At 67.3% G+C, this 20,328-nt stretch carries 19 protein-coding genes and 1 pseudogene; 12 read left to right on the top strand and 8 right to left on the bottom strand.

Annotated elements, in window-relative coordinates:
* Positions 1-26 precede the first annotated feature (26 nt).
* From recA to ACGFK1_RS03975, 3 genes are all read left to right on the top strand, one after another.
* The gene (recA, locus tag ACGFK1_RS03965) at positions 27-1,079 is read left to right on the top strand and encodes a recombinase RecA (protein ID WP_393425860.1); all 1,053 of its coding nucleotides are present in this window, start codon (positions 27-29) and stop codon (positions 1,077-1,079) included.
* The gene (gene recX, locus ACGFK1_RS03970) at positions 1,045-1,578 is read left to right on the top strand and encodes a recombination regulator RecX (protein ID WP_393425863.1); all 534 of its coding nucleotides are present in this window, start codon (positions 1,045-1,047) and stop codon (positions 1,576-1,578) included. Before recA ends, recX begins: the two co-directional genes overlap by 35 nt.
* A 62-nt stretch (positions 1,579-1,640) precedes the next feature.
* The gene (locus ACGFK1_RS03975) at positions 1,641-2,465 is read left to right on the top strand and encodes a TIGR03560 family F420-dependent LLM class oxidoreductase (RefSeq protein ID WP_393425866.1); all 825 of its coding nucleotides are present in this window, start codon (positions 1,641-1,643) and stop codon (positions 2,463-2,465) included.
* 6 nt (positions 2,466-2,471) lie between these two features.
* Here ACGFK1_RS03975 and ACGFK1_RS03980 read toward each other — a convergent pair whose 3' ends face one another.
* The 4 genes from ACGFK1_RS03980 to ACGFK1_RS03995 are packed head-to-tail and all read right to left on the bottom strand — an operon-like array spanning position 2,472 to position 5,679.
* On the bottom strand, positions 2,472-3,359 hold the full coding sequence (locus ACGFK1_RS03980; protein ID WP_393425869.1) for an amino acid ABC transporter permease: 888 nt from the start codon (positions 3,357-3,359) through the stop codon (positions 2,472-2,474).
* A 52-nt stretch (positions 3,360-3,411) separates the two neighbouring features.
* Positions 3,412-4,092, bottom strand: coding sequence for an amino acid ABC transporter permease (locus tag ACGFK1_RS03985; RefSeq protein ID WP_393425872.1), 681 nt, complete (start codon positions 4,090-4,092; stop codon positions 3,412-3,414).
* A gap of 17 nt (positions 4,093-4,109) precedes the next feature.
* Positions 4,110-4,925 carry a glutamate ABC transporter substrate-binding protein gene (locus tag ACGFK1_RS03990; protein WP_393425875.1) on the bottom strand — a complete coding sequence of 272 codons (816 nt, stop codon included), beginning with the start codon at positions 4,923-4,925 and terminating at the stop codon, positions 4,110-4,112.
* Positions 4,926-4,950: 25 nt separating this feature from the next.
* The gene (locus ACGFK1_RS03995) at positions 4,951-5,679 is read right to left on the bottom strand and encodes an amino acid ABC transporter ATP-binding protein (RefSeq protein WP_393426342.1); all 729 of its coding nucleotides are present in this window, start codon (positions 5,677-5,679) and stop codon (positions 4,951-4,953) included.
* Between the two features lie 121 nt (positions 5,680-5,800).
* Here ACGFK1_RS03995 and miaB point away from each other — a divergent pair, with 121 nt between their 5' ends.
* Both miaB and ACGFK1_RS04005 read left to right on the top strand, forming a co-directional pair.
* On the top strand, positions 5,801-7,414 hold the full coding sequence (miaB, locus tag ACGFK1_RS04000) for a tRNA (N6-isopentenyl adenosine(37)-C2)-methylthiotransferase MiaB (RefSeq protein WP_393426345.1): 1,614 nt from the start codon (positions 5,801-5,803) through the stop codon (positions 7,412-7,414).
* Positions 7,402-8,010 (top strand): hypothetical protein, encoded by a 609-nt coding sequence (locus ACGFK1_RS04005; RefSeq protein ID WP_393425878.1) that lies wholly within the window; start codon positions 7,402-7,404, stop codon positions 8,008-8,010. Before miaB ends, ACGFK1_RS04005 begins: the two co-directional genes overlap by 13 nt.
* A gap of 64 nt (positions 8,011-8,074) precedes the next feature.
* On the opposite strand, the gene ACGFK1_RS04010 is transcribed toward ACGFK1_RS04005, so the two are convergent.
* The gene (locus ACGFK1_RS04010; RefSeq protein WP_393425881.1) at positions 8,075-9,469 is read right to left on the bottom strand and encodes a DUF349 domain-containing protein; all 1,395 of its coding nucleotides are present in this window, start codon (positions 9,467-9,469) and stop codon (positions 8,075-8,077) included.
* A 158-nt stretch (positions 9,470-9,627) separates the two neighbouring features.
* Here ACGFK1_RS04010 and ACGFK1_RS04015 point away from each other — a divergent pair, with 158 nt between their 5' ends.
* The 7 genes and pseudogenes from ACGFK1_RS04015 to ACGFK1_RS04045 all read left to right on the top strand — a co-directional run bounded on the left by ACGFK1_RS04015 (position 9,628) and on the right by ACGFK1_RS04045 (position 17,080).
* A complete protein-coding gene (locus ACGFK1_RS04015) occupies positions 9,628-10,497 on the top strand; it encodes a DMT family transporter (protein ID WP_393425884.1) in 870 nt (289 codons plus the stop codon).
* A 16-nt stretch (positions 10,498-10,513) separates the two neighbouring features.
* The gene (locus ACGFK1_RS04020) at positions 10,514-11,191 is read left to right on the top strand and encodes a hypothetical protein (protein WP_393425887.1); all 678 of its coding nucleotides are present in this window, start codon (positions 10,514-10,516) and stop codon (positions 11,189-11,191) included.
* Positions 11,188-12,093 carry a tRNA (adenosine(37)-N6)-dimethylallyltransferase MiaA gene (gene miaA, locus ACGFK1_RS04025; RefSeq protein ID WP_393425890.1) on the top strand — a complete coding sequence of 302 codons (906 nt, stop codon included), beginning with the start codon at positions 11,188-11,190 and terminating at the stop codon, positions 12,091-12,093. Before ACGFK1_RS04020 ends, miaA begins: the two co-directional genes overlap by 4 nt.
* Before the next feature lie 4 nt (positions 12,094-12,097).
* Positions 12,098-12,958 carry a diaminopimelate epimerase gene (gene dapF, locus ACGFK1_RS04030; RefSeq protein WP_393425893.1) on the top strand — a complete coding sequence of 287 codons (861 nt, stop codon included), beginning with the start codon at positions 12,098-12,100 and terminating at the stop codon, positions 12,956-12,958.
* A gap of 45 nt (positions 12,959-13,003) precedes the next feature.
* Positions 13,004-14,419 carry a GTPase HflX gene (hflX, locus tag ACGFK1_RS04035; RefSeq protein WP_393425896.1) on the top strand — a complete coding sequence of 472 codons (1,416 nt, stop codon included), beginning with the start codon at positions 13,004-13,006 and terminating at the stop codon, positions 14,417-14,419.
* Positions 14,420-16,120, top strand: coding sequence for an amidase (locus ACGFK1_RS04040; RefSeq protein ID WP_393425899.1), 1,701 nt, complete (start codon positions 14,420-14,422; stop codon positions 16,118-16,120). It begins immediately after the preceding gene.
* 252 nt (positions 16,121-16,372) lie between these two features.
* Positions 16,373-17,080, top strand: a pseudogene (locus tag ACGFK1_RS04045) (GvpL/GvpF family gas vesicle protein).
* A 62-nt stretch (positions 17,081-17,142) separates the two neighbouring features.
* Here the strand turns inward: ACGFK1_RS04045 and ACGFK1_RS04050 are convergent.
* The 3 genes from ACGFK1_RS04050 to ACGFK1_RS04060 all read right to left on the bottom strand — a co-directional run bounded on the left by ACGFK1_RS04050 (position 17,143) and on the right by ACGFK1_RS04060 (position 20,252).
* On the bottom strand, positions 17,143-17,382 hold the full coding sequence (locus tag ACGFK1_RS04050; RefSeq protein ID WP_393425902.1) for a CsbD family protein: 240 nt from the start codon (positions 17,380-17,382) through the stop codon (positions 17,143-17,145).
* A gap of 81 nt (positions 17,383-17,463) precedes the next feature.
* Complete coding sequence (locus ACGFK1_RS04055; RefSeq protein ID WP_393425905.1) at positions 17,464-17,967, bottom strand: hypothetical protein; 504 nt, start codon at positions 17,965-17,967, stop codon at positions 17,464-17,466.
* Complete coding sequence (locus tag ACGFK1_RS04060) at positions 17,964-20,252, bottom strand: molybdopterin guanine dinucleotide-containing S/N-oxide reductase (RefSeq protein WP_393425908.1); 2,289 nt, start codon at positions 20,250-20,252, stop codon at positions 17,964-17,966. The genes ACGFK1_RS04055 and ACGFK1_RS04060 overlap by 4 nt, the downstream gene beginning before the upstream one ends.
* Between the last annotated feature and the right edge of the window lie 76 nt (positions 20,253-20,328).

Consider the following 20,328-nt stretch of genomic DNA (forward strand, 5'->3'; position numbering starts at 1 on the left):
CACCCGACGAGGACGGAGACCACCCCATGGCCCAGGCACCTGATCGCGAGAAAGCCCTCGAACTGGCGCTCGCACAAATTGAGAAGAGCCACGGCAAAGGCTCGGTGATGCGGCTCGGCGAAGAGGTGCGTCAGCCGATCTCGGTCATTCCCACCGGGTCGATCGCGCTGGACGTCGCGCTCGGCATCGGCGGGCTGCCGCGCGGCCGGGTTGTCGAGATCTACGGCCCGGAATCCTCCGGTAAAACCACCGTCGCGCTGCACGCGGTGGCCAACGCGCAGGCCGCAGGCGGCATCGCGGCGTTCATCGACGCCGAGCACGCGCTGGACCCGGAGTACGCCAAGAAGCTCGGGGTGGACACCGATTCGCTGCTGGTGTCCCAGCCGGACACCGGTGAGCAAGCGCTTGAGATCGCCGACATGCTGATCCGGTCCGGCGCAATCGACATCCTCGTCATCGACTCGGTGGCCGCGCTGGTGCCGCGAGCGGAGATCGAGGGTGAAATGGGCGACAGCCACGTCGGTTTGCAAGCTCGGTTGATGAGCCAGGCGCTGCGGAAAATGACTGGCGCGCTGAACAATGCGGGCACCACCGCGATCTTCATCAACCAGCTCCGCGAAAAGATCGGAGTGATGTTCGGAAGCCCTGAAACGACAACGGGTGGAAAGGCTTTGAAGTTCTACGCGTCGGTTCGCTTGGACGTCAGGCGGATTGAGACGCTCAAGGACGGTACGGAAGCGGTCGGCAACCGCACCCGTGTCAAGGTCGTCAAGAACAAGGTGTCACCGCCGTTCAAGCAGGCCGAGTTCGACATCCTCTACGGCAAGGGCATCAGCAAGGAAGGCTCGCTCATCGACATGGGTGTCGAGCACGGTTTCATTCGCAAGTCCGGCTCCTGGTTCACCTATGAAGGTGAGCAGTTGGGCCAGGGCAAGGAGAACGCCCGCAACTTCCTGCTGGAGAACGCCGACGTGGCCAACGAGATCGAGAAGAAGATCAAGGAAAAGCTCGGCATCGGTGCCGACGTGACCGCTGCTCCGTCCGATGACGACGTCCTGCCCGCCCCAGTCGACTTCTGAGGCGCCCGGGCCCAAACGCGAGGAGCAGGCGCGCGATCTGTGTCTGCGCCTGCTCACCGCGAGGGCCAGGACCCGCGCCGAGCTCGAGGGGCAGCTGGCCAAGCGGGGCTACCCCGACGAGGTCAGTGAGCGCGTGCTCGACCGGCTGGCCGAAGTCGGCCTGGTCGACGACGCCGGCTTCGCCGAACACTGGATCCGGTCGCGGCGGGTGAACGCCGGAAAGGGCAAGCGCGCCTTGGCAGCTGAGCTCCGCAACAAGGGCGTCGACGACGAGGTGATCGCGGCGGCGCTCGCCGACATCGACGCCGGAGCGGAACGCCAGCGTGCCGAGCAGTTGGTGCGCGACAAGCTGCGCCGGGAGAAACTCGGCGGCGACGATGACGCCAACGTCGCGCGGCGCCTCGTCGGGATGCTGGCACGCCGCGGCTACAGCCAGTCGTTGGCCTTCGACGTGGTCAAGGTCGAACTGGCCGGCGAACGGGAGCGCCGGCGGGTCTAGCGAGTCGGTGGCAAAACCCGCGGTCGCTCGGAATCACGCCGAATCACGGCATACTTGCGCAGATGTTGCTCTCCGCCAAGATCGCCCCGACTTTCGATTACCCGGTGCTGCACGAGTTCTGGGCCCGGGCCGACCAGTTGGGGTTCCATTCGGTCGCGAACTACGAGCACTTTTACGGCCTTGTCGACCCGGCGGATCCGACCTTCGAAGGCTGGACCTCCTTGGCCGCGATGGCGGTGGTCGTGCGGCGCGCACGGGTCAGCTGTCTGGTCAGCGGCGTGACGTACCGTAATCCCGCGGTACTCGCGAAGATGGCGGTGACGGTCGACCACATCAGCGGCGGCCGACTGGATTTCGGGCTGGGCGCGGCATGGCACGAAGACGAGCACCGCGGGTACGGGCTCGACTTTCCCGCCGCGGGCACGCGGGTCGAGATGCTCGACGAGGCGTTGACGATCATCCGGCGACTGTGGACCGAGGACACGGTCACGTTCGACGGCAAGCACTACCGGGTGCACGACGCGCTGGGCAATCCGAAGCCGGTGCAGCGGCCGCATCCGCCGATCGTCATCGGCGGTGAGAAGCCGAAGATGTTGCGCGTCATCGCACGGCACGCCGACGAGTGGAATGTGCCCAGCCACGGCGATGTCGCCGTGTGGGCAGAAACCAGCGCGCGCCTCGACCAGGCCTGCGCGCAGATCGGCCGCGACCCTGCGCAGATCCGCCGCTCCGTCCAACTGTTCATCCATCCGGCGCAGCAGGGTCATCTCGAGGATCAGTTGGCCCGGCTTGATGAGCTGGCGAGCGTCGGGTGTCGGCATGCGGTGTTGTCGTTCTACCAGCCGCCGACGATTGAGCAACTCGAGCGCTGTGCCGCGCTGATGTAGCGGAGCTCAAATGGTGCCGCCGCCACCGGCGGCGAACGTCCCCTGCGTGATGGGCTGGATGTGCATCGGCTCGGGACCGCGCCGGGATCGGCGCATCCTCCCCTCCAGCCACGTCGCGAACCAGGACAGCGTGAAATTCACCGCGATCATCAACACCGCGATGACGATCAACGCGGGAACGTAGTTGCCGTACGCGGAGCCGACCTGGGTGCCCTGGCGCACCATCTCCAGGAAGGTGATCTGGTAGCCGATCGCGGTGTCCTTGAGGACGACCACCATCTGCGAGATCAACACCGGCAACATCGACGTGATGGCCTGCGGCAGCAGGATCGACCGCATGGTCTGCCCCCACCGCAAGCCCAGCGCGGAGGCGGCCTCGGACTGGCCGCGGGGCAGCGCGTTGACGCCGGCCCGGACGATCTCGGCGATGACCGCGCCGTTGTACAGCGTCAGACCGGTGATGACACCCGCCAGTGCGAGGTGCTTGGACGGGAACACGTCGTATTGCGCATAGAGAAAGTAGGCGAAGATCATCATGATCAGCACCGGCACCGCGCGGAAGAACTCGACGAACACGGCGGACGGTATGCGGATCGCTGGGTGAGTCGACAGCCTGCCCACACCCAGCAGGAAGCCCAGCGCCAGCGCCAACACGATCGACACCGCGGCCGCGGTGAGCGTGCCCTGGACGCCGGGCAGGATGTAGGTCTTCCACAGGTTGGGCGTCACGAACGGTTCCCACTTTGCCGCGGTCAGCTGGCCCTTGGACTCCAGCTTGGAGTACACCACCCACAACACCAGCAGGATGACGATGACCGTGACGATCGTGACGATGCGGTTGCGGATCAGCCCCCGCGGTCCCGGCGCGTCGAACAGGACCGATGATCCGGTCATGGCACTCCGTTCTTCACGCAAGCGTCCCCCGCAAGCGGGCGGTACCCCCACATCACCGCGCCACCGCCAACCGTTTTCCGAGCCACCCGAAGAACAGCCCCATCGGCAGGGTCAGGATGACGAATCCGAACATGAAGATGGCACCGATGGACAGCAGCGCGGCCTCGTTCTCGATCATCTCCTTCATCAGCAGCGCAGCCTCGGCCACCCCGATCGCTGATGCGATCGTGGTGTTCTTGGTCAACGCGATCAACACCGAGCCCAGCGGATTGATCACCGCGCGAAACGCCTGCGGCAGCAAGATGATCCGCAGATTCTGGCCGAAGGTCAACCCCAGTGACCGCGCGGCCTCGGCCTGGCCGAGCGGCACCGTGTTGACGCCGGAGCGTACCGTCTCACACACGAATGACGCTGTGTAGACCACGAACCCGAGCACCGCGAGCCGAAAGTTGCTGTCCTCGATCGACGTCGCCGATTTCGAGTTGACCAACGTGATGCCCAGCGTCTGCGACAAACCGAACGAGCAGAACAAGATGATCAGTGTCAACGGCGTGTTGCGCACCACGTTGACGTAGGCCGTGCCGATCCCGTTGAGCATCGGCACGGGCGAAAGCCGCATGGCCGCCAACACCGTGCCCAAGATCAGCGCGCCGATGGCCGATATCGCCGTCAGCTGGATGGTCGTCCAGAACGCTCCAAGGACGTCGTACTCATTGGTGCCGAAACGAATCACCTGGCGCCTTTACCGGGTCAGCAGGCGGCTGGAGTCGGTGGTGCCGGGGCGGCGAGACCGGCCGGGCCGAGGTTCTTGTCCCACGCGGCCTTCCATGCGCCGTCTGACTCCATCTTCTTGATCGCGTCGGTGATCTTGGTGCACAGGTCGGTGTCACCCTTCTTCAGGCCGATGCCGTAGTTCTCCTCGGAGAACGGCTTGCCGACGATCTTGAATGCGCCCGGGCTCTGCGCCGCGTAGCCGGCCAGAATCACCTCATCGGTGGTCACCGCGTCGATGGCGCCGTTCTTCAGCGCTTCCACGCACGCCGAATAGGTGTCGTACTGCTGCAACTGAACGCCCGGATACTTGTCCTTGATCCGCTGCGCCGGCGTGGAGCCCGACACCGAGCACAGCTTCTTGTTGTTCTGCAGCGACTCGGCGCCGGTGATGTCGGTGTTGTCGGACTTCACCAACAGGCTCTGCCCGGTGACCAGATACGGTCCGGCGAAGCTGACCTTCTCCTTGCGGGCATCGGTGATCGAGTACGTCGCGACGATGAACTTCACCTGGTCGTTCTGGATCAGCGTTTCACGCTGGCCGGAGGGGGATTCCTTCCAGTCGATCTTGTCCTCGGTGTATCCGAGTTCCTTGGCGACGTACTTCGCGACGTCGACGTCGAAGCCGCTCATCGTTCCGTCGGGGTTCTTCAGGCCGAGGCCCGGTTGATCGAACTTCGTCCCGATGACGACCTTGTCGCCACCGCCGCCGCCACCGCCACAGGCCGTCGCAGCGAACGGCAGGGCGATGGCGAGTGCGACGGCACCGACGACACGCACTGAGATGGACCGCATGGTTTTAGTTCCTTTCGCGGGGCGTTTAGTGCTTCAGGATCTTGCTGAGGAAGTCTTTGGCTCGGTCGGACTGCGGATTCTCGAAGAAGTCGGCCGGTTCGGAGGACTCGACGATCGCGCCGTCGGCCATGAACACGACACGGTTGGCGGCGCCGCGCGCGAAACCCATTTCGTGGGTGACCACCACCATGGTCATCCCGTCCTTGGCCAGCCCGGTCATGACGTTGAGCACCTCGCTGATCATCTCCGGATCCAGCGCGCTGGTCGGCTCGTCGAACAGCATGACCTTCGGATTCATCGCCAGCGAGCGGGCGATCGCAACCCGCTGCTGCTGACCGCCGGATAGCTGCGCCGGATACTTGTCGGCCTGGTTGGCGACGCCGACCCGCTCCAGGAGCTCCATGGCCTTCGCGCGGGCCTTGTCTTTGGACACCTTGCGCACCTTCATCGGCGCCAGCATGACGTTGTCCAGAATTGTCTTGTGCGCGAACAGATTGAAGGATTGGAAGACCATCCCGACGTCGGAACGCAATTGAGCGAGCTTGCGTCCCTCCGCGGGCAGCACCTCACCGTCGATCGCGATGGTGCCCCCGTCGATTGGCTCGAGCCGATTGATGGTGCGGCACAACGTCGACTTACCAGATCCGGACGGCCCCAGCACCACGATCACCTGGCCGCGATCGACTTCGAGGTTGATGTCCTTGAGCACATGAAGACTGCCGAAGTGTTTGTTGACACCCTTGATCGAGATCATCGGCACGCCTGACGGAGTCGAATTCACCACTTCCGCATCGGCCCCGGTGGCTTTCATGGCTGCAGACATTACCCAGGGAATGCCCAGCTTGCCTGGAACTCGCGAATCCACTCCCATCGCCATGTCGGCAGGTCCGTACCATGGGGCCGTGACTTCAGCGGCGACCCAGGAGGCGACGGCAGAGCGTGCTGTTCGCCAGACTGAGGCTGTCATCTCCTCGCGCGAGCGCTCGTCGGCGCGCACCTATCAGGTCCGCACCTACGGCTGCCAGATGAATGTGCATGACTCCGAACGCCTGGCCGGGTTGCTGGAATCGGCAGGTTACGAGCGCGCCGCCGACGGCACCGACGCCGATGTGGTGGTGTTCAACACCTGCGCGGTCCGCGAGAACGCCGACAACAAGCTGTACGGCAACCTGAGCCACCTCGCGCCACGCAAGCAGGCCGATCCGGATATGCAGATCGCGGTCGGCGGTTGTTTGGCGCAGAAGGACCGTGACACCGTGCTCTCCAAGGCACCGTGGGTCGACGTCGTCTTCGGCACCCACAACATCGGTTCGTTGCCGACGTTGCTCGAGCGAGCGCGACACAATCGCGAGGCCCAGGTCGAAATCGTGGAAGCCTTGCAGGAATTCCCGTCGGCGCTGCCCGCGTCACGTGAATCCGCCTACGCTGCTTGGGTTTCCATTTCCGTCGGGTGCAACAACACCTGCACGTTCTGCATCGTGCCTGCGTTGCGCGGCAAGGAGGTGGACCGCAGGCCTGCCGACGTGCTGGCCGAAGTGCAGACCCTGGTCGACCAAGGCGTGCTCGAGGTGACGCTGCTCGGGCAGAACGTCAACGCATACGGGGTTTCATTCAACGACCCGGACCAGCCACGTAACCGTGGCGCGTTCGCCGAGCTGCTACGGGCCTGCGGGGGTATCGACGGCCTCGAGCGTGTGCGGTTCACCTCGCCGCACCCCGCCGAGTTCACCGATGACGTGATCGAGGCGATGGCGAAGACGCCCAATGTCTGTCCGACGCTGCACATGCCACTGCAATCCGGTTCCGACCGGATCCTGCGCGCGATGCGGCGGTCCTACCGTGCAGAGAAGTACCTCGGGATCATCGACCGCGTCCGCGCGGCCATTCCGGACGCCGCGATCACCACCGATCTGATCGTGGGGTTCCCCGGCGAGACCGAAGAGGATTTCGCGGCCACCCTCGACGTCGTCGAGCAGGCCAGGTTCGCCAGCGCGTTCACCTTCCAGTACTCCAAGCGGCCCGGTACACCTGCCGCGGCTTTGCCCGATCAGCTGCCGAAAACCGTTGTCCAGGATCGCTATCAACGGTTGATCGATCTCCAGGAGCGGATCTCGCTAGAGGAGAACACCGCACAGATCGGGCGCACCGTCGAACTGCTGGTGGCTGCCGGCGAAGGTCGCAAGGACGCCAGCACCGCCCGCATGTCGGGCCGCGCCCGCGACGGCAGGTTGGTGCACTTCGACCCGACGGGGCTCGACATCCGCCCCGGCGACGTGGTCACCGTCACCGTCACGGGCGCCGCGCCGCATCACCTGATCGCCGACGGCGGCCCGCACACCCACCGGCGCACCGGGGCGGGCGACGCGCACGCGGCAGGCCGCAAGCCCCGCACGGGCGCCGGAGCGCCCGCGACAGCCAGCGTGGGCCTTGGGATACCGAGCGTGGGCATGGCCGCCTCGCAGGCGACTCCGTCGGGATGTGTCTGTTGACCTCGGATAACCACAACAACGGCAAGTTCGACGAGTTCAAGGGCGACCTCGAGGATGCTGAACGCCGGGTGGCGCGCGAAATCGACCCGGGGGCACGCGCTTTGGCGATCGCGGTCGCGGTGTTCGTGCTGCTGGTCACGTTCATCCTGCCGCACACCGGCCGTGCGACGGGCTGGGACGTGCTGGTGGGTGACGACGCGGCGATCTCCAACGGCATCGCGTTGCCGCACCGGGTGTTCTGCTGGTTGGCCCTTGTGTTTGGGGTGGGCTTCTCGATGCTGGCGCTGCTGACCCGCCGCTGGGGTTTGGCGTGGATCGCGCTGGCCGGATCGACGGTGGCGTCGTTCACGGGTCTGCTGGCGGTGTGGTCGCGGCAGACCGCGCCCGCGCACCACCCGGGGCCGGGCATCGGCCTGATCATCGCCTGGCTCGCGGTGATCGTGCTGGCGTTCAACTGGGCACGCGCGGTGTGGGCGCGCACGGCGCTGCAACTCGCGGCCGAGGAGCAGCGGCGTAACGAGGCCGCCAAACGGCAGAACAAGGGTCTAATGGACACTTTCGGAGACGACAGCGACGACGGTCCGTCGGAGTCTTAGCCCGTCGACTCTGCGCCGCCGGTGCGAAAGCGCACGCTGTGCGCACAGAGTGAACGCGAAGGCCTTAGCTGCGCCTGCCCAGTGCCTGTGCCGCCGCGTCGGCCCACTGCCGCCACTGTTCGGCGTTGGCCCGCGCCTCCTCGGCATCCTTGGTCCGTCCGGCCGCTTCGGCTTTCTCCGCTTGTCGCTCGTATTGCTCTGCGCGAGCGCGGAATTGGTCCGCCCTTGCCTGCGCCTCCGGATCGACGCCGCCGGTCGGCGCGTCGCGCACCTTCTTCTCGATGGCACGCAGCCGTCGTTCCAATTCGGCGCCTCGCTCGCGGGGCGTCTTGCCGATCGCGTCCCACTTCTCGCCGATGGCGCGCAGCGCCGCTCGTGCGGCGTCCAGGTCGGAGGTGTCGACCTTCTCGGCCTCGGCGAGCAGCGCCTCCTTGGCTTCCGCGTTCGCGCGCAACTCCGCGTCGCGTTCGGAGCTGGCCGCGTTGCGGGCCGAGAAGAAGATGTCCTGTGCGGCCTTGAATCGCTGCCACAGCGCGTCGTCGACGTCCTTGGCCGCGCGGCCCGCCGCCTTCCACTCGGTCAGCAAGTCACGGAATGCCGCGCTGGTCGCGCCCCAGTCCGTGGAGCCCGACAGTTCCTCCGCGCGTTGACACAGCGCCTCCTTGGCCTGCCGCGCGCCCGCGCGTTCGCGGTCGAGTTCGGCGAAATGCGAGCCGCGGCGGCGGTTGAAGGTCTCGCGCGCCGTCGAATACCGCTTCCACAGGGCATCGTCGGCCTTGCGGTCCAGCCCGCTGATCGTCCGCCATTCCTCGAGGATTTCACGCAGCCGATCGCCCGCGGCTTTCCACTGCGTGGAGTTCGCCGCGATGTCTTCGGCTTCGACAGCCAACGCCTCCTTGCGAGCGGTCTGCGCCGCACGGAACTCGTCGCGTTTGGCCCGCTCCGCCTGGGCGGCCTCGTCGGCGTGCTCGACGATCGCGGTCAGCCGGGCCGCCAGCGCGTCGACGTCGCCGAGCACGTGCGCCTCCGGCAGCGTTTCGGCCAGCGTCGCGGCAGCGGCCTTGATCTTGCGTGCGTCGCCCGTACCCGACTCCAACCGGCGCTCCATCAGCGCCACCTCGGTGTGCAGGTCATCGAAACGACGGCCGAAGTGCTCGAAGGCGGCCTCGGTGTCACCGGCCTGCCACGAGCCGATGACGCGTTCACCGGCGCTTGTGATCAGCCAGACGGTGCCGTCGGCGTCGACGCGGCCGAACCGGTGTGGATCGCTCGCCACCGGCACGGCGACCGTCGGCGTCGGATGCGGCCCCGGGCGCGGCGCGGGCCGTGGCGGCCCAGGCCGGGGGGCGGGCTTCGGGACACCGGACTGCGCCGGTTCCCCGGTCGTCGCCCTACCTTCCGGGTGGGTGGTGCCGCCTGCGCTCCTGCCCGCCGATCCGCCTTGCTCGCTGGTCGTCATCTGTAGTTACCTCGACCCTCCGCGCGGGTTCCCGCGCACCTGCCGCGCGACGCGGCGCCTGCTAGCTCGACCGCTATTCAAACAGGTCGCGGCGGCACGTGCCCACGGCTTTCGCCATGCTTTTGCCTACGCTCGTCTGAACATGACGGGAGGCCTGGATGGACAAGGCGGATATCGCCGCCCTGCTCGCCCTCGGCGCTGCGTTCTTCATCGCGATCGGTGACGTCATCCACCAGCGCTCGGCGCACGAGGTCACCGACGAACCGGTCAGCCACGTCGACCTGTTCCTGCGCCTTCTGCGCGACGGCAAGTGGTGGCTCGGCAGCACGGTCGCGGCCGTCGGGTTCGCGCTGCAAGCGGCTGCGCTCGGACTGGGCTCGGTGCTGTTGGTGCAGGCGCTGCTGGTGACGTCGCTGCTGTTCGCGCTGCCGATCAACGCCCGGTTGTCGCACCGGCGGGTGACGCGCTGGGAGTGGACGTGGGCGGCGCTTCTGGCCATCGCGGTCGCGGTGATCGTGACCGTCGGCAATCCGACGGAGGGGCATTCCCGGGCGTCGCTTCAGACGTGGACGGTTGTGGTCGCCGTGCTCGGCCCGGCGCTGGTGCTCTGCGTGGTCGGCGCGCGGATCTGGTCGGGCCCGACCAGCGCGGTGCTGTTGGCACTGGTGTCGGGCGCGCTGTGGGGGGTGTTCGCGGTGTTGACCAAGGGGGTGGTGGACCGCCTCGATCACGGACTGTGGGCGCTGGTGCGCACGCCAGAGTTGTATGTCTGGGCGCTCGTCGCTGTCGCTGGGACCGCATGGCAGCAGTCATCGTTTCGCGCAGGCGCGCTGACCGCGTCCCTGCCGACCATGACCGTCGCCGAACCGGTGGTCGGGTCCGTCCTCGGCATCGTGGTGCTGGGGGAGACGCTGCGGCCGGGCGATGCGGGTTGGCTGACACTGATCGTCGCGGTGGTCGTGATGGTGGTCGCCACGACCGCGCTGGCCCGCGGCGAGGCGGCCGGTGCCGCCGCCCGACCGGTGTGAGCACTACCTTGGTGGCGTGCTGAGCGCCATCGCGATCGTCCCGTCAGCACCCGTCATGGTCCCCGAGCTCGGCGCAGGCACGGCCGGCGAACTCGCCGACCTGCGGCGTGCGGTCCTCACCGCGGCCGAGGCGCTGCCGCCGCGGTGGATCGCGGTCGGTGTCGGCGCCGGCGACACGGTGCTGGGACCCGGCAGTGCGGGCACCTTCGCGGGCTACGGCGTCGACCGGCGCGTCCGGCTGTCGCCGGACGCCGGCGCCCCGACCACACTTCCGTTGTGTGCGTTGATCACCGGTTGGATCCGTGACCAGGCCGCACCCGGCGCGCGCGCACAGGTGCGAGTCTCTGACACGGGACTGCACGCCGACATCGCGCTGGCCCGCGGTCGCCAGTTGCGTGCAGAGATCGACGGGACCCCCGAACCGGTCGGCGTCCTGATCGTCGCCGACGGCGCGCACACGCTCGCCCCGCCCGCGCCCGGCGGCTACGACCCCGACTCGATCCCGGTGCAGGCTGCGCTCGACGACGCGCTCGCCGCCGGTGATGCCGTCGCGCTGAGCCGACTGCCCGACGCGATCGTCGGCCGTGTCGCTTACCAGATACTCGCCGGGCTGGTGCACCCCCGGTCGGCCAGGGAGTTGTACCGCGGCGCGCCCTATGGCGTCGGGTATTTCGCCGGCGTCTGGACACCATGAGGCCGATCGCGATCATCGGCCCGACGGGCACGGGGAAGTCGGCCCTGGCGCTGGCCGTCGCCGAGCACGTCGGCGGCGAGATCGTGAATGCCGACGCCATGCAGCTTTACCGCGGCATGGACATCGGCACCGCGAAGCTGCCGCCACCGGAGCGCCGAGGCATCCCACACCATCAACTCGATGTTCTCGAGGTCACCGAAACGGCCACGGTCGCGCGCTACCAGCAGGCCGCGGCGGCCGATGTCGAGGCGATCGCGGCCCGAGGGGCGGTGCCGATCGTCGTCGGGGGATCGATGATGTACATCCAATCCCTGCTCGACGCGTGGTCGTTCCCGGCCACCGACGCCGCCGTGCGCGCCAAATTCGAAACCCGGCTTGCCGAGATCGGGGTCAACGCCCTGCACCGGGAACTCGCGCGCGTCGACGCCGATGCCGCCGCCGCGATCCTGCCGACGGACGGCCGCCGCATCGTGCGGGCGTTGGAGGTGGTGGAGCTGACGGGTCGGCCCTTCGCCGCGTCGGCGCCGGTGATCGGCTCGCCGCGCTGGGACACCGCGATCATCGGATTGGATTGGGACACAGAGGTTCTCGACGGACGGCTGGCTCAACGCGCCGACAAGATGTTCGCCGATGGATTGGTCGGCGAGGTCCGCGGGTTGCTGCGGCGAGGTTTGCGCGATGGCGTCACCGCGTCGCGCGCGCTGGGCTACGCACAGGTGATCGCCGATCTCGACGAGGGCGGCGACGGGTCGGCCGCCCGCGAGCCGACCTTCTTCGGCACCCGCCGCTACGTCCGAAGGCAGCGGTCCTGGTTCCGCCGCGACCACCGCATCACATGGCTCGACGGCGGCGCACCCGACAACGTCGAGCGCACGCTGCGGATATGGCGGCACGTATCCTGAACTCGTGGAATTCGCCAAGGGCCACGGCACGCAGAACGACTTCGTGCTGCTGCCCGACCCGGACGGTCGGCTGTCGTTGACGCCGTCCGGGGTGGCGGTGTTGTGCGACCAGCGCCGCGGTCTCGGCGCCGACGGGGTCCTGCGGGTGACCAGGGCCGGGGTCGCCGGACTCGACCGGCTGCCAGAAGGTGTGGCGGCTGACGACTGGTACATGGACTACCGCAACGCCGACGGGTCCGTCGCGCAGATGTGCGGCAACGGAGTTCGGGTGTTCGCGCACTACCTGCGGGCCAGCGGCCTGGAAAACCGCGACGAGTTCACCGTCGGCTCGCTGGCAGGGCCGCGCCCCGTGGCGCTGCACCACTGGGACGCCACCACCGCGGACGTCACGGTCGAAATGGGCAAGACAAACCGACTCGGCACCGGTGAGGCGATCGTCGGCGGACGGCCGTTCGCGGGCCTGGCCGTCGACGTCGGCAACCCGCACCTGGCGTGCGTTGACGCCGACCTGTCCGTCGACGAACTCGCAGATCTCGACGTCGCGGCGCCGGTGTCGTTCGACCGCGAGCAATTCCCCGAGGGCGTCAATGTCGAGGTTCTGACCGCCCCGCACGGTGGAGCGGTCTCGATGCGGGTACACGAGCGAGGTGTCGGAGAGACCAGGTCGTGCGGTACCGGAACGGTCGCCGCGGCCGTCGCGGCGCTCGCATACGAAGGTGCGAGCACCGGCGCACTGCTGGTGCGTATCCCTGGCGGCGAGGTCACCGTCACCGTCACCGAGGCCAACAGCTTCCTGCGCGGCCCCTCGGTGCTGGTGGCACACGGCGAGGTGGCCGAGGAATGGTGGCGCGTTGCGCAGCGTTAATTGGGATGCACGCGCACTGCTGGCCGTGCAAATCTGTAATCGCTTATGACTCATCCCAATTTTCCTGTCAACAACGCCCCCAGCGCGGGTGAGCTCGCTCTAGAGGACCGCACGGCATTGCGCCGCGTGGCCGGTTTGTCGACCGAACTGGCCGACGTCTCCGAGGTCGAGTACCGACAGCTGCGGCTGGAGCGCGTGGTGCTGGTCGGCGTGTGGACCGAGGGCAGCGCCAGGGATGCCGAAGCCAGCCTGGCCGAGTTGGCCGCCCTCGCCGAGACCGCGGGCTCCGAGGTGCTGGAGGGACTGATCCAGCGCCGCGACAAGCCCGACGCGTCCACCTACATCGGCTCGGGCAAGGCCCAGGAGTTGCGCGAAGTGGTGCTGGCGACGGGCGCCGACACCGTGATCTGCGACGGCGAGCTCAGCCCCGCGCAACTGACCGCGCTGGAGAAGGCGGTCAAGGTCAAGGTCGTCGACCGGACCGCGCTGATCCTCGACATCTTCGCTCAGCACGCCACCAGCCGGGAAGGCAAGGCGCAGGTGGCGCTGGCGCAGATGGAGTACATGCTGCCGAGACTGCGCGGTTGGGGCGAGTCGATGTCCCGGCAGGCCGGTGGACGTGCAGGCGGCAGCGGCGGCGGCGTGGGTCTGCGCGGCCCTGGTGAGACCAAGATCGAAACCGATCGGCGTCGTATCCGTGAACGAATGTCCAAGCTGCGCCGCGATATTCGCGCGATGAAGCAGGTCCGCGATACCCAGCGCAGCAAGCGGTTGGCCAGCGACGTGCCGTCGATCGCGATCGTCGGCTACACCAACGCGGGCAAGTCCAGCCTGTTGAACGCGTTGACCGGGGCCGGTGTACTCGTCGAGGACGCGTTGTTCGCGACGCTCGAACCCACTACGCGGCGTGGGGAATTCACCGACGGCAGGCCGTTCGTCCTGACTGATACGGTCGGGTTCGTGCGGCATCTGCCGACGCAGTTGGTCGAGGCGTTCCGTTCGACGCTGGAGGAAGTCGTCGACGCCACTCTGCTGGTGCACGTGGTGGATGGTTCCGATGTCAACCCGCTGGCTCAGATCAACGCGGTGCGGCAGGTGGTCAACGAGGTGATCACCGAACACGACGGCAAGCCGGCACCGGAGTTGTTGGTGGTCAACAAGATCGATGCGGCCGACGGCCTCACGCTGGCGCAGTTGCGCAGTGCGCTGCCCGATGCGGTGTTCGTGTCCGCCCGCACCGCCGAGGGTGTGGACCGCCTGCAACAGCGGATGGCCGAAATGATCGAACCGACCGACAAGGTGGTCGACGTGACCATCCCGTACGACCGCGGCGACCTGGTCAACAAGGTGCACGCCGACGGTCGCGTCGATGCCACCGAACACACCGCCGAGGGAACCAGAATCAAGGCGCGCGTGCCGATCTCGTTGGCCGCCAGCCTGCAAGAGTTCGCGACGTTCTAAGTGGCGTTCGACGTCGTCGACGCGTCCATTGCCGAGTTGCGTAGCGCACTCGACACCGGCCGAGTGACCGCCGTCGGCCTGCTCGAAAGGTATCTGGACCGCATCGCGGCCTACGACAGCGGCGGTATCCGGTTGAACGCCGTCGTCGTGCTGAACCAGGAAGCCCGCGCCGATGCCGAGGCCTCCGATGAACGCCACGCTCGAGGACGCACGCGCGGCCCGCTGGACGGAATTCCCTACACGGCCAAGGACAGTTATCTGGCACGCGGTCTGACCGTCGCGGCGGGTAGTCCCGCCTTCGCCGAGCTGGTGGCGCAGAAGGATGCGTTCGTGATCGAACGGCTACGCGCTGCCGGCGCCGTACTGGTCGGGCTGACCAACATGCCGCCGATGGCCAACGGCGGCATGCAGCGCGGTCTGTACGGGCGAGCGGAAAGCCCGTACAACGCCGACTACCTCACCGCCGCATTCGGATCGGGCTCCTCGAATGGGTCGGCGACCGCAACAGCGGCGTCGCTCTGCGCGTTCGGCATCGGCGAGGAGACGTGGTCGTCAGGCCGTTCCCCCGCCTCCAACAATGCGCTGTGCGCGTACACGCCTTCGCGCGGGATCATCTCGGTCCGCGGTGGCTGGCCGTTGGTGCCGACGATGGATGTCGTTGTGCCACATACCAGGACGATGGCCGACATGTTCGAGGTGCTCGACGTCATCGTCACCGACGACACGATCACGCGCGGCGACTTCTGGCGCAGCCAGCCATGGATCACGCTGCCGCGACCCAGCGAGGTGCGGCCGGCGTCCTACCACCGGTTGCCGCCCGCGAGCCTTGCCGGGCGGCGTTTCGGGGTGCCGCGGATGTACATCAATGCCGATCCGGACGCGGGGACCGCTGAGCGGCCGGGTATCGGCGGGCCGACGGGACAGCGCATCGAGACCCGGCCGTCGGTGCTGGCGCTGTTCGAAGCGGCTCGACGCGAGCTGCAGGCCGCCGGAGTCGACGTCGTGGAGGTCGACTTTCCGGCAGTCAGCAACTACGAGGGCGATAGACCCGGCGCGCCAACGATTTTCACGCGCGGCCTGGTCAGCCCTGCCTACCTGGCCAGGGAACTACTGGACCTCAGCGCATGGGCCTGGGACGACTTCCTGGCCGACAACGGCGACCCCGGACTGAACCGGTTGGCCGACGTGGACGGCTCGCGGATCTTCCCGTACCCGCATGGTGCGCTGCCCGATCGGTACGCCGGCTTCGACGATGACATCGCCAGCTATCCGGCGCATGTGAGGAAACATCCGATCGATTCCTTCCGGGACATCCCGGATCTGGAAACAGGGCTGCGCGGACTGGAGGAGACTCGACGCGCCGATCTCGACGAATGGATGGACGGTCTGCACCTCGATGCGGTGATCTTCCCGGCGGTCGCCGACGTCGGCCCCGCGGATATGGACGTCAACGCGTCGTCGGCCGACCTGGGGTGGCGCAATGGCGTGTGGGTGGCCAACGGGAACCTGGCGATACGCCACCTCGGCATCCCGACGGTGACGGTGCCGATGGGCACGATGGACGACATCGGCATGCCGGTGGGGCTGACGCTTGCCGGCAGGGCCTACGACGACGTCGCACTGCTGCGGTTCGCCGCCGCGTTCGAAGCGACCGGCATGCGGCGAACGTCACCGCCCCGAACACCACCTCTGCATTGGTAGCGTCCTCAGGTGGAACCTGGTGATCGCAGAGATCCTCCGCGCCAGCGTGAATTAGCGCAGCGAACCGGAGAATAGACGCTGACGTCAGTAGGCAGTTACCGATCGGCGTTTGCGGCGTTGACGACCGCGGAAAAACCTCTGTTCACCTGGATAGTTTCTGGTTGACGCGGCGGTCAATCGGGTAGTGCTGAGGGCGATTGGAGGGTGATATCAACGCAAGCAGAAGTTGCCGACACGGACCTCGGAGTCTGGGTGTACGCGATCGCGCGAGCCGACCGTGCCGCGGAGCGGGCGCGCGGCCTGCGCGGCGTCGCTGAAGAACCGGTGCGGGCTGTGGTCGCAGGTGATCTGGCCGCAGCAGTCGGGACTGTGGGGCTCGACGACTTGAGGGGTGCGCGACTTCGCCGCACCCTCGAGGACGTCAACGTGTTCGCCACGAACGCGCGAGCGCACAATGCCGTCGTCAGCGCGCGACGACCGGCGAGTCAGCCAACTGATGCTGAACGAGCATGAAGGCATGTGACGGCGCTGCGCCGGATATCGGGTCGCGACGAACTCGGCGTCAAGGTCTACGCCGACGCCGGAAACCTGGCGGGCCAGGCGGATCTGGTCAATTCGCAATCGGGCGGCTTTTCGCGTGTTCCTCATCTCTTGTTTAGGAGGCGCCAGCTCGCCGCGCGGGAGCAGGGCTACCAAATGGCGTTGGCGGAAGCGGATCGGGTGCATGCGGCACTGTTGCGTTGCGCCGTCGACGGTAAGCGCAAGCCGCCGCTCGACGACAACGCGTCGAAGAAGGATCCGTGGACTTTGCTCAGCGGGTCCTATCTCGTCGACGGAGATGTGGTGGGTCTGTTCATGGAGACCGTGACGGCGCTGGAAAGGTCAACCGCCAGAATCAGACTCGAAGTGACAGGGCCTTGGCCGCCCGACTCCTTCGCCGACGATCTCGTCGCGATCTGAGGGCAAACGAGAAAACGCAAGGCACCCCTCGGGTTCGCCTTGCGTCTTCTCGCGGTCTACTGTCAGCGCTGCTCGGCCTCTTGGCGCTTTTCGGCGGTCTTGGCTGCCGCGCGGGCACTTTCGGCTTCGGCTTCCTTCTGCGCGGCGTTGCGCTGCGCATCGGCCTTGTCCTGCTGGGCCTGCCCCTCGCGGTACAGATCGTCGCGGCCCGCGACCGCACCGACTACCTCTTTGGCCTTGCCCTTCACGCCCTCGACGACGCCTTTCACGGCTTCCTCGGGCCCACTGTTCTTCTCCGACATGGCAGGTTCCTCCCTGTCAATCTGATGGTGACCCCGGTGTTCCCAAACCGGGCGGTTTGCCAAACATCGGGGTGCCGTAGCTCACAGGGCATCTAGCAAATCCTCGGCAGCGGTGGCCATCACTTTCCGCGCTAGTCGAGCCTTGAGCGCGTCGAGGCGGGCTTCCTGGACTTCGCTGCGGTTCTGCGTGCGGGCGAGGTCGATGAACTCGTCGTCGACGAACCCATCGCGAAGGCCCAGGGTCACGGTGCGCCCCCCGACGTCCACCTCGAACACGAAGTCCTCCAACAATCGACCGCGGTCTACCCGGACCAAGTCGCGATCGACCAGATAGCGGCCCTCTGACACCGCGCGGGTCACGGCTTCGAATCCGTCGCGGGCACCCGGACCCCGAAAGGCGGTGCGCACCCCGATCGATCGACGGTCGGGCACGGCGCCGGGGCACAGCAGCGCGAAGGCGCGCTGTAACACCTTGAACGCGATTGCGACGCCGGCGGGGGAGTGCGGCCCGTGGAAGCGCATCATGTCATCGAACGCGAAAGTGATTGTCTCGCCACGTTCTTCGACGGTGAGCGCCTCCGTCATCGATCGACGATCACCGGCGGTTCATGGGCCCGAACCGGCGGAAGTGGTCCGGTGAACTTCTCCACCTGCACCAGCACGTGCGCGCCGGTACAGCCCTGTGCGAGAGCCGACGTGCCGGTGTCCTCGGTCAGTACATTCGGATTGCCGTGCACACACATGGCATCGGGGTCGTCGGGATCGTCAGGATCGAACCACGCGCCGGTCGACAACTGCACAACGGCGCGGCGCAGCCGATCATCGATCACCACACCGGCCAGGCACGCGCCACGGTCGTTGAACACTCGGACCACGTCCCCGTCAGCCAGCCCGCGCTCGTGTGCGTCGGCGGAATGCATCCGAATCGGTTCGCGCCCTCGTACTTTCGATTTGGCACTGACTGAGCCGATGTCCAGCTGACTGTGCAGCCGGGTGGCAGGCTGGTTGGCCAACAGGTGCAGCGGATAGTCGGCCGCGCGAGCACCGCCGAGCCACTCGGACGGCTCGAACCATGTCGGGTGACCCGCGCAGTCGTCGTAGCCGAACGAATCGATGTCTTCGGAGAAGATCTCGATGCGCCCGCTCGGGGTGTTCAGCCGGTGCGTCGTCGGGTCGGCGCGGAAGTCGGCGAGCAGGGTCAGCCCGTTCTCGGTCGGCAGCCGCAGTCGCCCCATCGCCCAGAACTCGTCGAACGCCGGTACCGCGAAATCCAATCCCGCGGCCCACTTGTCGTACATGTGCGCGAGCCACTGTCGCGCGCTGCGCCCCTCGGTGAACTGGGCCCCGAAGCCGAGCGTGTCCGCCAATGCCGCAAACGTGGTGTAGTCGTCCCTGGACTGCGCATACGGTTCGACCAGTTTGGGCATGGCCATCAGCACCGGGTCGGTGCGGGATCCGGAGTAGTCGTCGCGCTCGTAGGGCGTGGTGGACGGGAGCACGATGTCGGCGTGTTTGGCCATCGCCGTCCAGTACGGGTCGTGCACCACGACGGTGTCGACGCGGCCGAGCGCACGCCGCAGCCGCGCAATGTTCTGGTGATGGTGAAACGGGTTGCCTCCCGCCCAGTACACCAGCCTGATGTCGGGATAGGTCAGCCGACGGCCGTTGTAGTCGAACTGTTCACCGGGACGAAGGAGCATGTCGCTGACCGCCGCGACGGGGATGAAGGTCTGCACCGGATTGGGTCCCTGCGGCAGAGCAGGCAGCCGGAAGCGAAGAGGCGGTAGCCCAGGCTCGTTCATGGAGCCGTAGCCGTGCCCGAAACCCCCTCCAGGAAGGCCGATCTGGCCGAGCATCGCGGCCAGCGTCAGTCCCATCCACGGCGCCTGCTCGCCGTGCCGGACCCGTTGCAGCGACCAGCTGACGGTGACGATCGTGCGGTGCGCCGCCATCCTTCGCGCCAGTGTGGCGAGGCTGTCGGCGGGCAGCCCGCAGATCTGTGATGCCCACTGCGGCGACTTCGGTACGCCGTCGTCGAGGCCGAGCAGGTAGCGCTCGAAACGCTCGTAGCCCGTGCAGTAGGTGCTCAGGAACTCCCGGTCGGCCAGGGACTCGGTGGCCAGCACGTAACCCAGCGCCAGCATGATGGCGACGTCGGTGCCCGGCACCGGCGCATGCCATTCGCAGTCGCCATCGACGTCGTCGCGCAGCGGCGAGAACGACACGATGCGGCCACCACGCGCGCGGAACCGTCGCAGCGCCGCGCGGGCGGGGTGGCCGGTGGTGCCACCGTGGTTGGTGCCGGTGTTCTTCAGCGCCAGGCCGCCGAAACAGACGAGCAGGTCGGTGTGTTCGACGATGACGTCCCAGGCGGTGGACCGCTTGAACAGGTCGTCGTGGGTGCCGAGCACGCGCGGCATGATGACGCCGGTCGCACCAAGGCTGTATGAATGCCGCGAAAACGTATATCCGCCAAGGAGTTTGAGAAATCGATGCACCTGGCTCTGCGCGTGGTGAAACCTTCCCGCGCTGGCCCAGCCGTATGAGCCGCCGTAGATCGCCTGATTGCCGTGGGAGTCGACGACTCGCCGTAACTCGCCGGCGAGAAGTTCGGTGAGCTCGTCCCACGACACCGCGACGAACTCGTCGGCGCCGCGCCTCGCAGTGGGACCAGGCCCGTCCCGCAGCCAGCCGCGCCGAACCGCCGGGGTGGCGATCCTGGCGCGATGCCGGATGGCGCCCGGCAGGTTGCCGAGCAGCGGAGAGGGATCGGTGTCGCCCTCGAGCGGGGTGACGGACGCGATGTCGCCCGACTCGATATCCGCCGAGAACCCGCCCCAATGCGCGAGGCTGGTGGGGGCGTGGGTCATGCCGCGACTCCTCCTCAGTCGTGCGTCGCTCGTCGCCGTTCAGGCAGGTCTTTCCCGAAGTTTATTGGCTGTCCGG

This window comes from Mycobacterium sp. NPDC048908, from assembly GCF_043197955.1.
Taxonomy (GTDB): domain Bacteria; phylum Actinomycetota; class Actinomycetes; order Mycobacteriales; family Mycobacteriaceae; genus Mycobacterium.

Bases quoted from the DNA above. Each gene is read 5' to 3' on its own strand.
- ACGFK1_RS03980 (WP_393425869.1), bottom strand. From the start codon at position 3,359: ATGACCGGATCATCGGTCCTGTTCGACGCGCCGGGACCGCGGGGGCTG.
- ACGFK1_RS04050 (WP_393425902.1), bottom strand. From the start codon at position 17,382: ATGTCGGAGAAGAACAGTGGGCCCGAGGAAGCCGTGAAAGGCGTCGTC.
- recA (WP_393425860.1), top strand. From the start codon at position 27: ATGGCCCAGGCACCTGATCGCGAGAAAGCCCTCGAACTGGCGCTCGCA.
- hflX (WP_393425896.1), top strand. From the start codon at position 13,004: ATGACTCATCCCAATTTTCCTGTCAACAACGCCCCCAGCGCGGGTGAG.
- recX (WP_393425863.1), top strand. From the start codon at position 1,045: ATGACGACGTCCTGCCCGCCCCAGTCGACTTCTGAGGCGCCCGGGCCC.
- miaA (WP_393425890.1), top strand. From the start codon at position 11,188: ATGAGGCCGATCGCGATCATCGGCCCGACGGGCACGGGGAAGTCGGCC.
- ACGFK1_RS04015 (WP_393425884.1), top strand. From the start codon at position 9,628: ATGGACAAGGCGGATATCGCCGCCCTGCTCGCCCTCGGCGCTGCGTTC.
- ACGFK1_RS04060 (WP_393425908.1), bottom strand. From the start codon at position 20,252: ATGACCCACGCCCCCACCAGCCTCGCGCATTGGGGCGGGTTCTCGGCG.
- miaB (WP_393426345.1), top strand. From the start codon at position 5,801: ATGTCGGCAGGTCCGTACCATGGGGCCGTGACTTCAGCGGCGACCCAG.
- ACGFK1_RS04055 (WP_393425905.1), bottom strand. From the start codon at position 17,967: ATGACGGAGGCGCTCACCGTCGAAGAACGTGGCGAGACAATCACTTTC.
- ACGFK1_RS03975 (WP_393425866.1), top strand. From the start codon at position 1,641: ATGTTGCTCTCCGCCAAGATCGCCCCGACTTTCGATTACCCGGTGCTG.
- ACGFK1_RS03995 (WP_393426342.1), bottom strand. From the start codon at position 5,679: ATGATCTCGATCAAGGGTGTCAACAAACACTTCGGCAGTCTTCATGTG.
- ACGFK1_RS03990 (WP_393425875.1), bottom strand. From the start codon at position 4,925: ATGCGGTCCATCTCAGTGCGTGTCGTCGGTGCCGTCGCACTCGCCATC.
- ACGFK1_RS04005 (WP_393425878.1), top strand. From the start codon at position 7,402: ATGTGTCTGTTGACCTCGGATAACCACAACAACGGCAAGTTCGACGAG.
- ACGFK1_RS04010 (WP_393425881.1), bottom strand. From the start codon at position 9,469: ATGACGACCAGCGAGCAAGGCGGATCGGCGGGCAGGAGCGCAGGCGGC.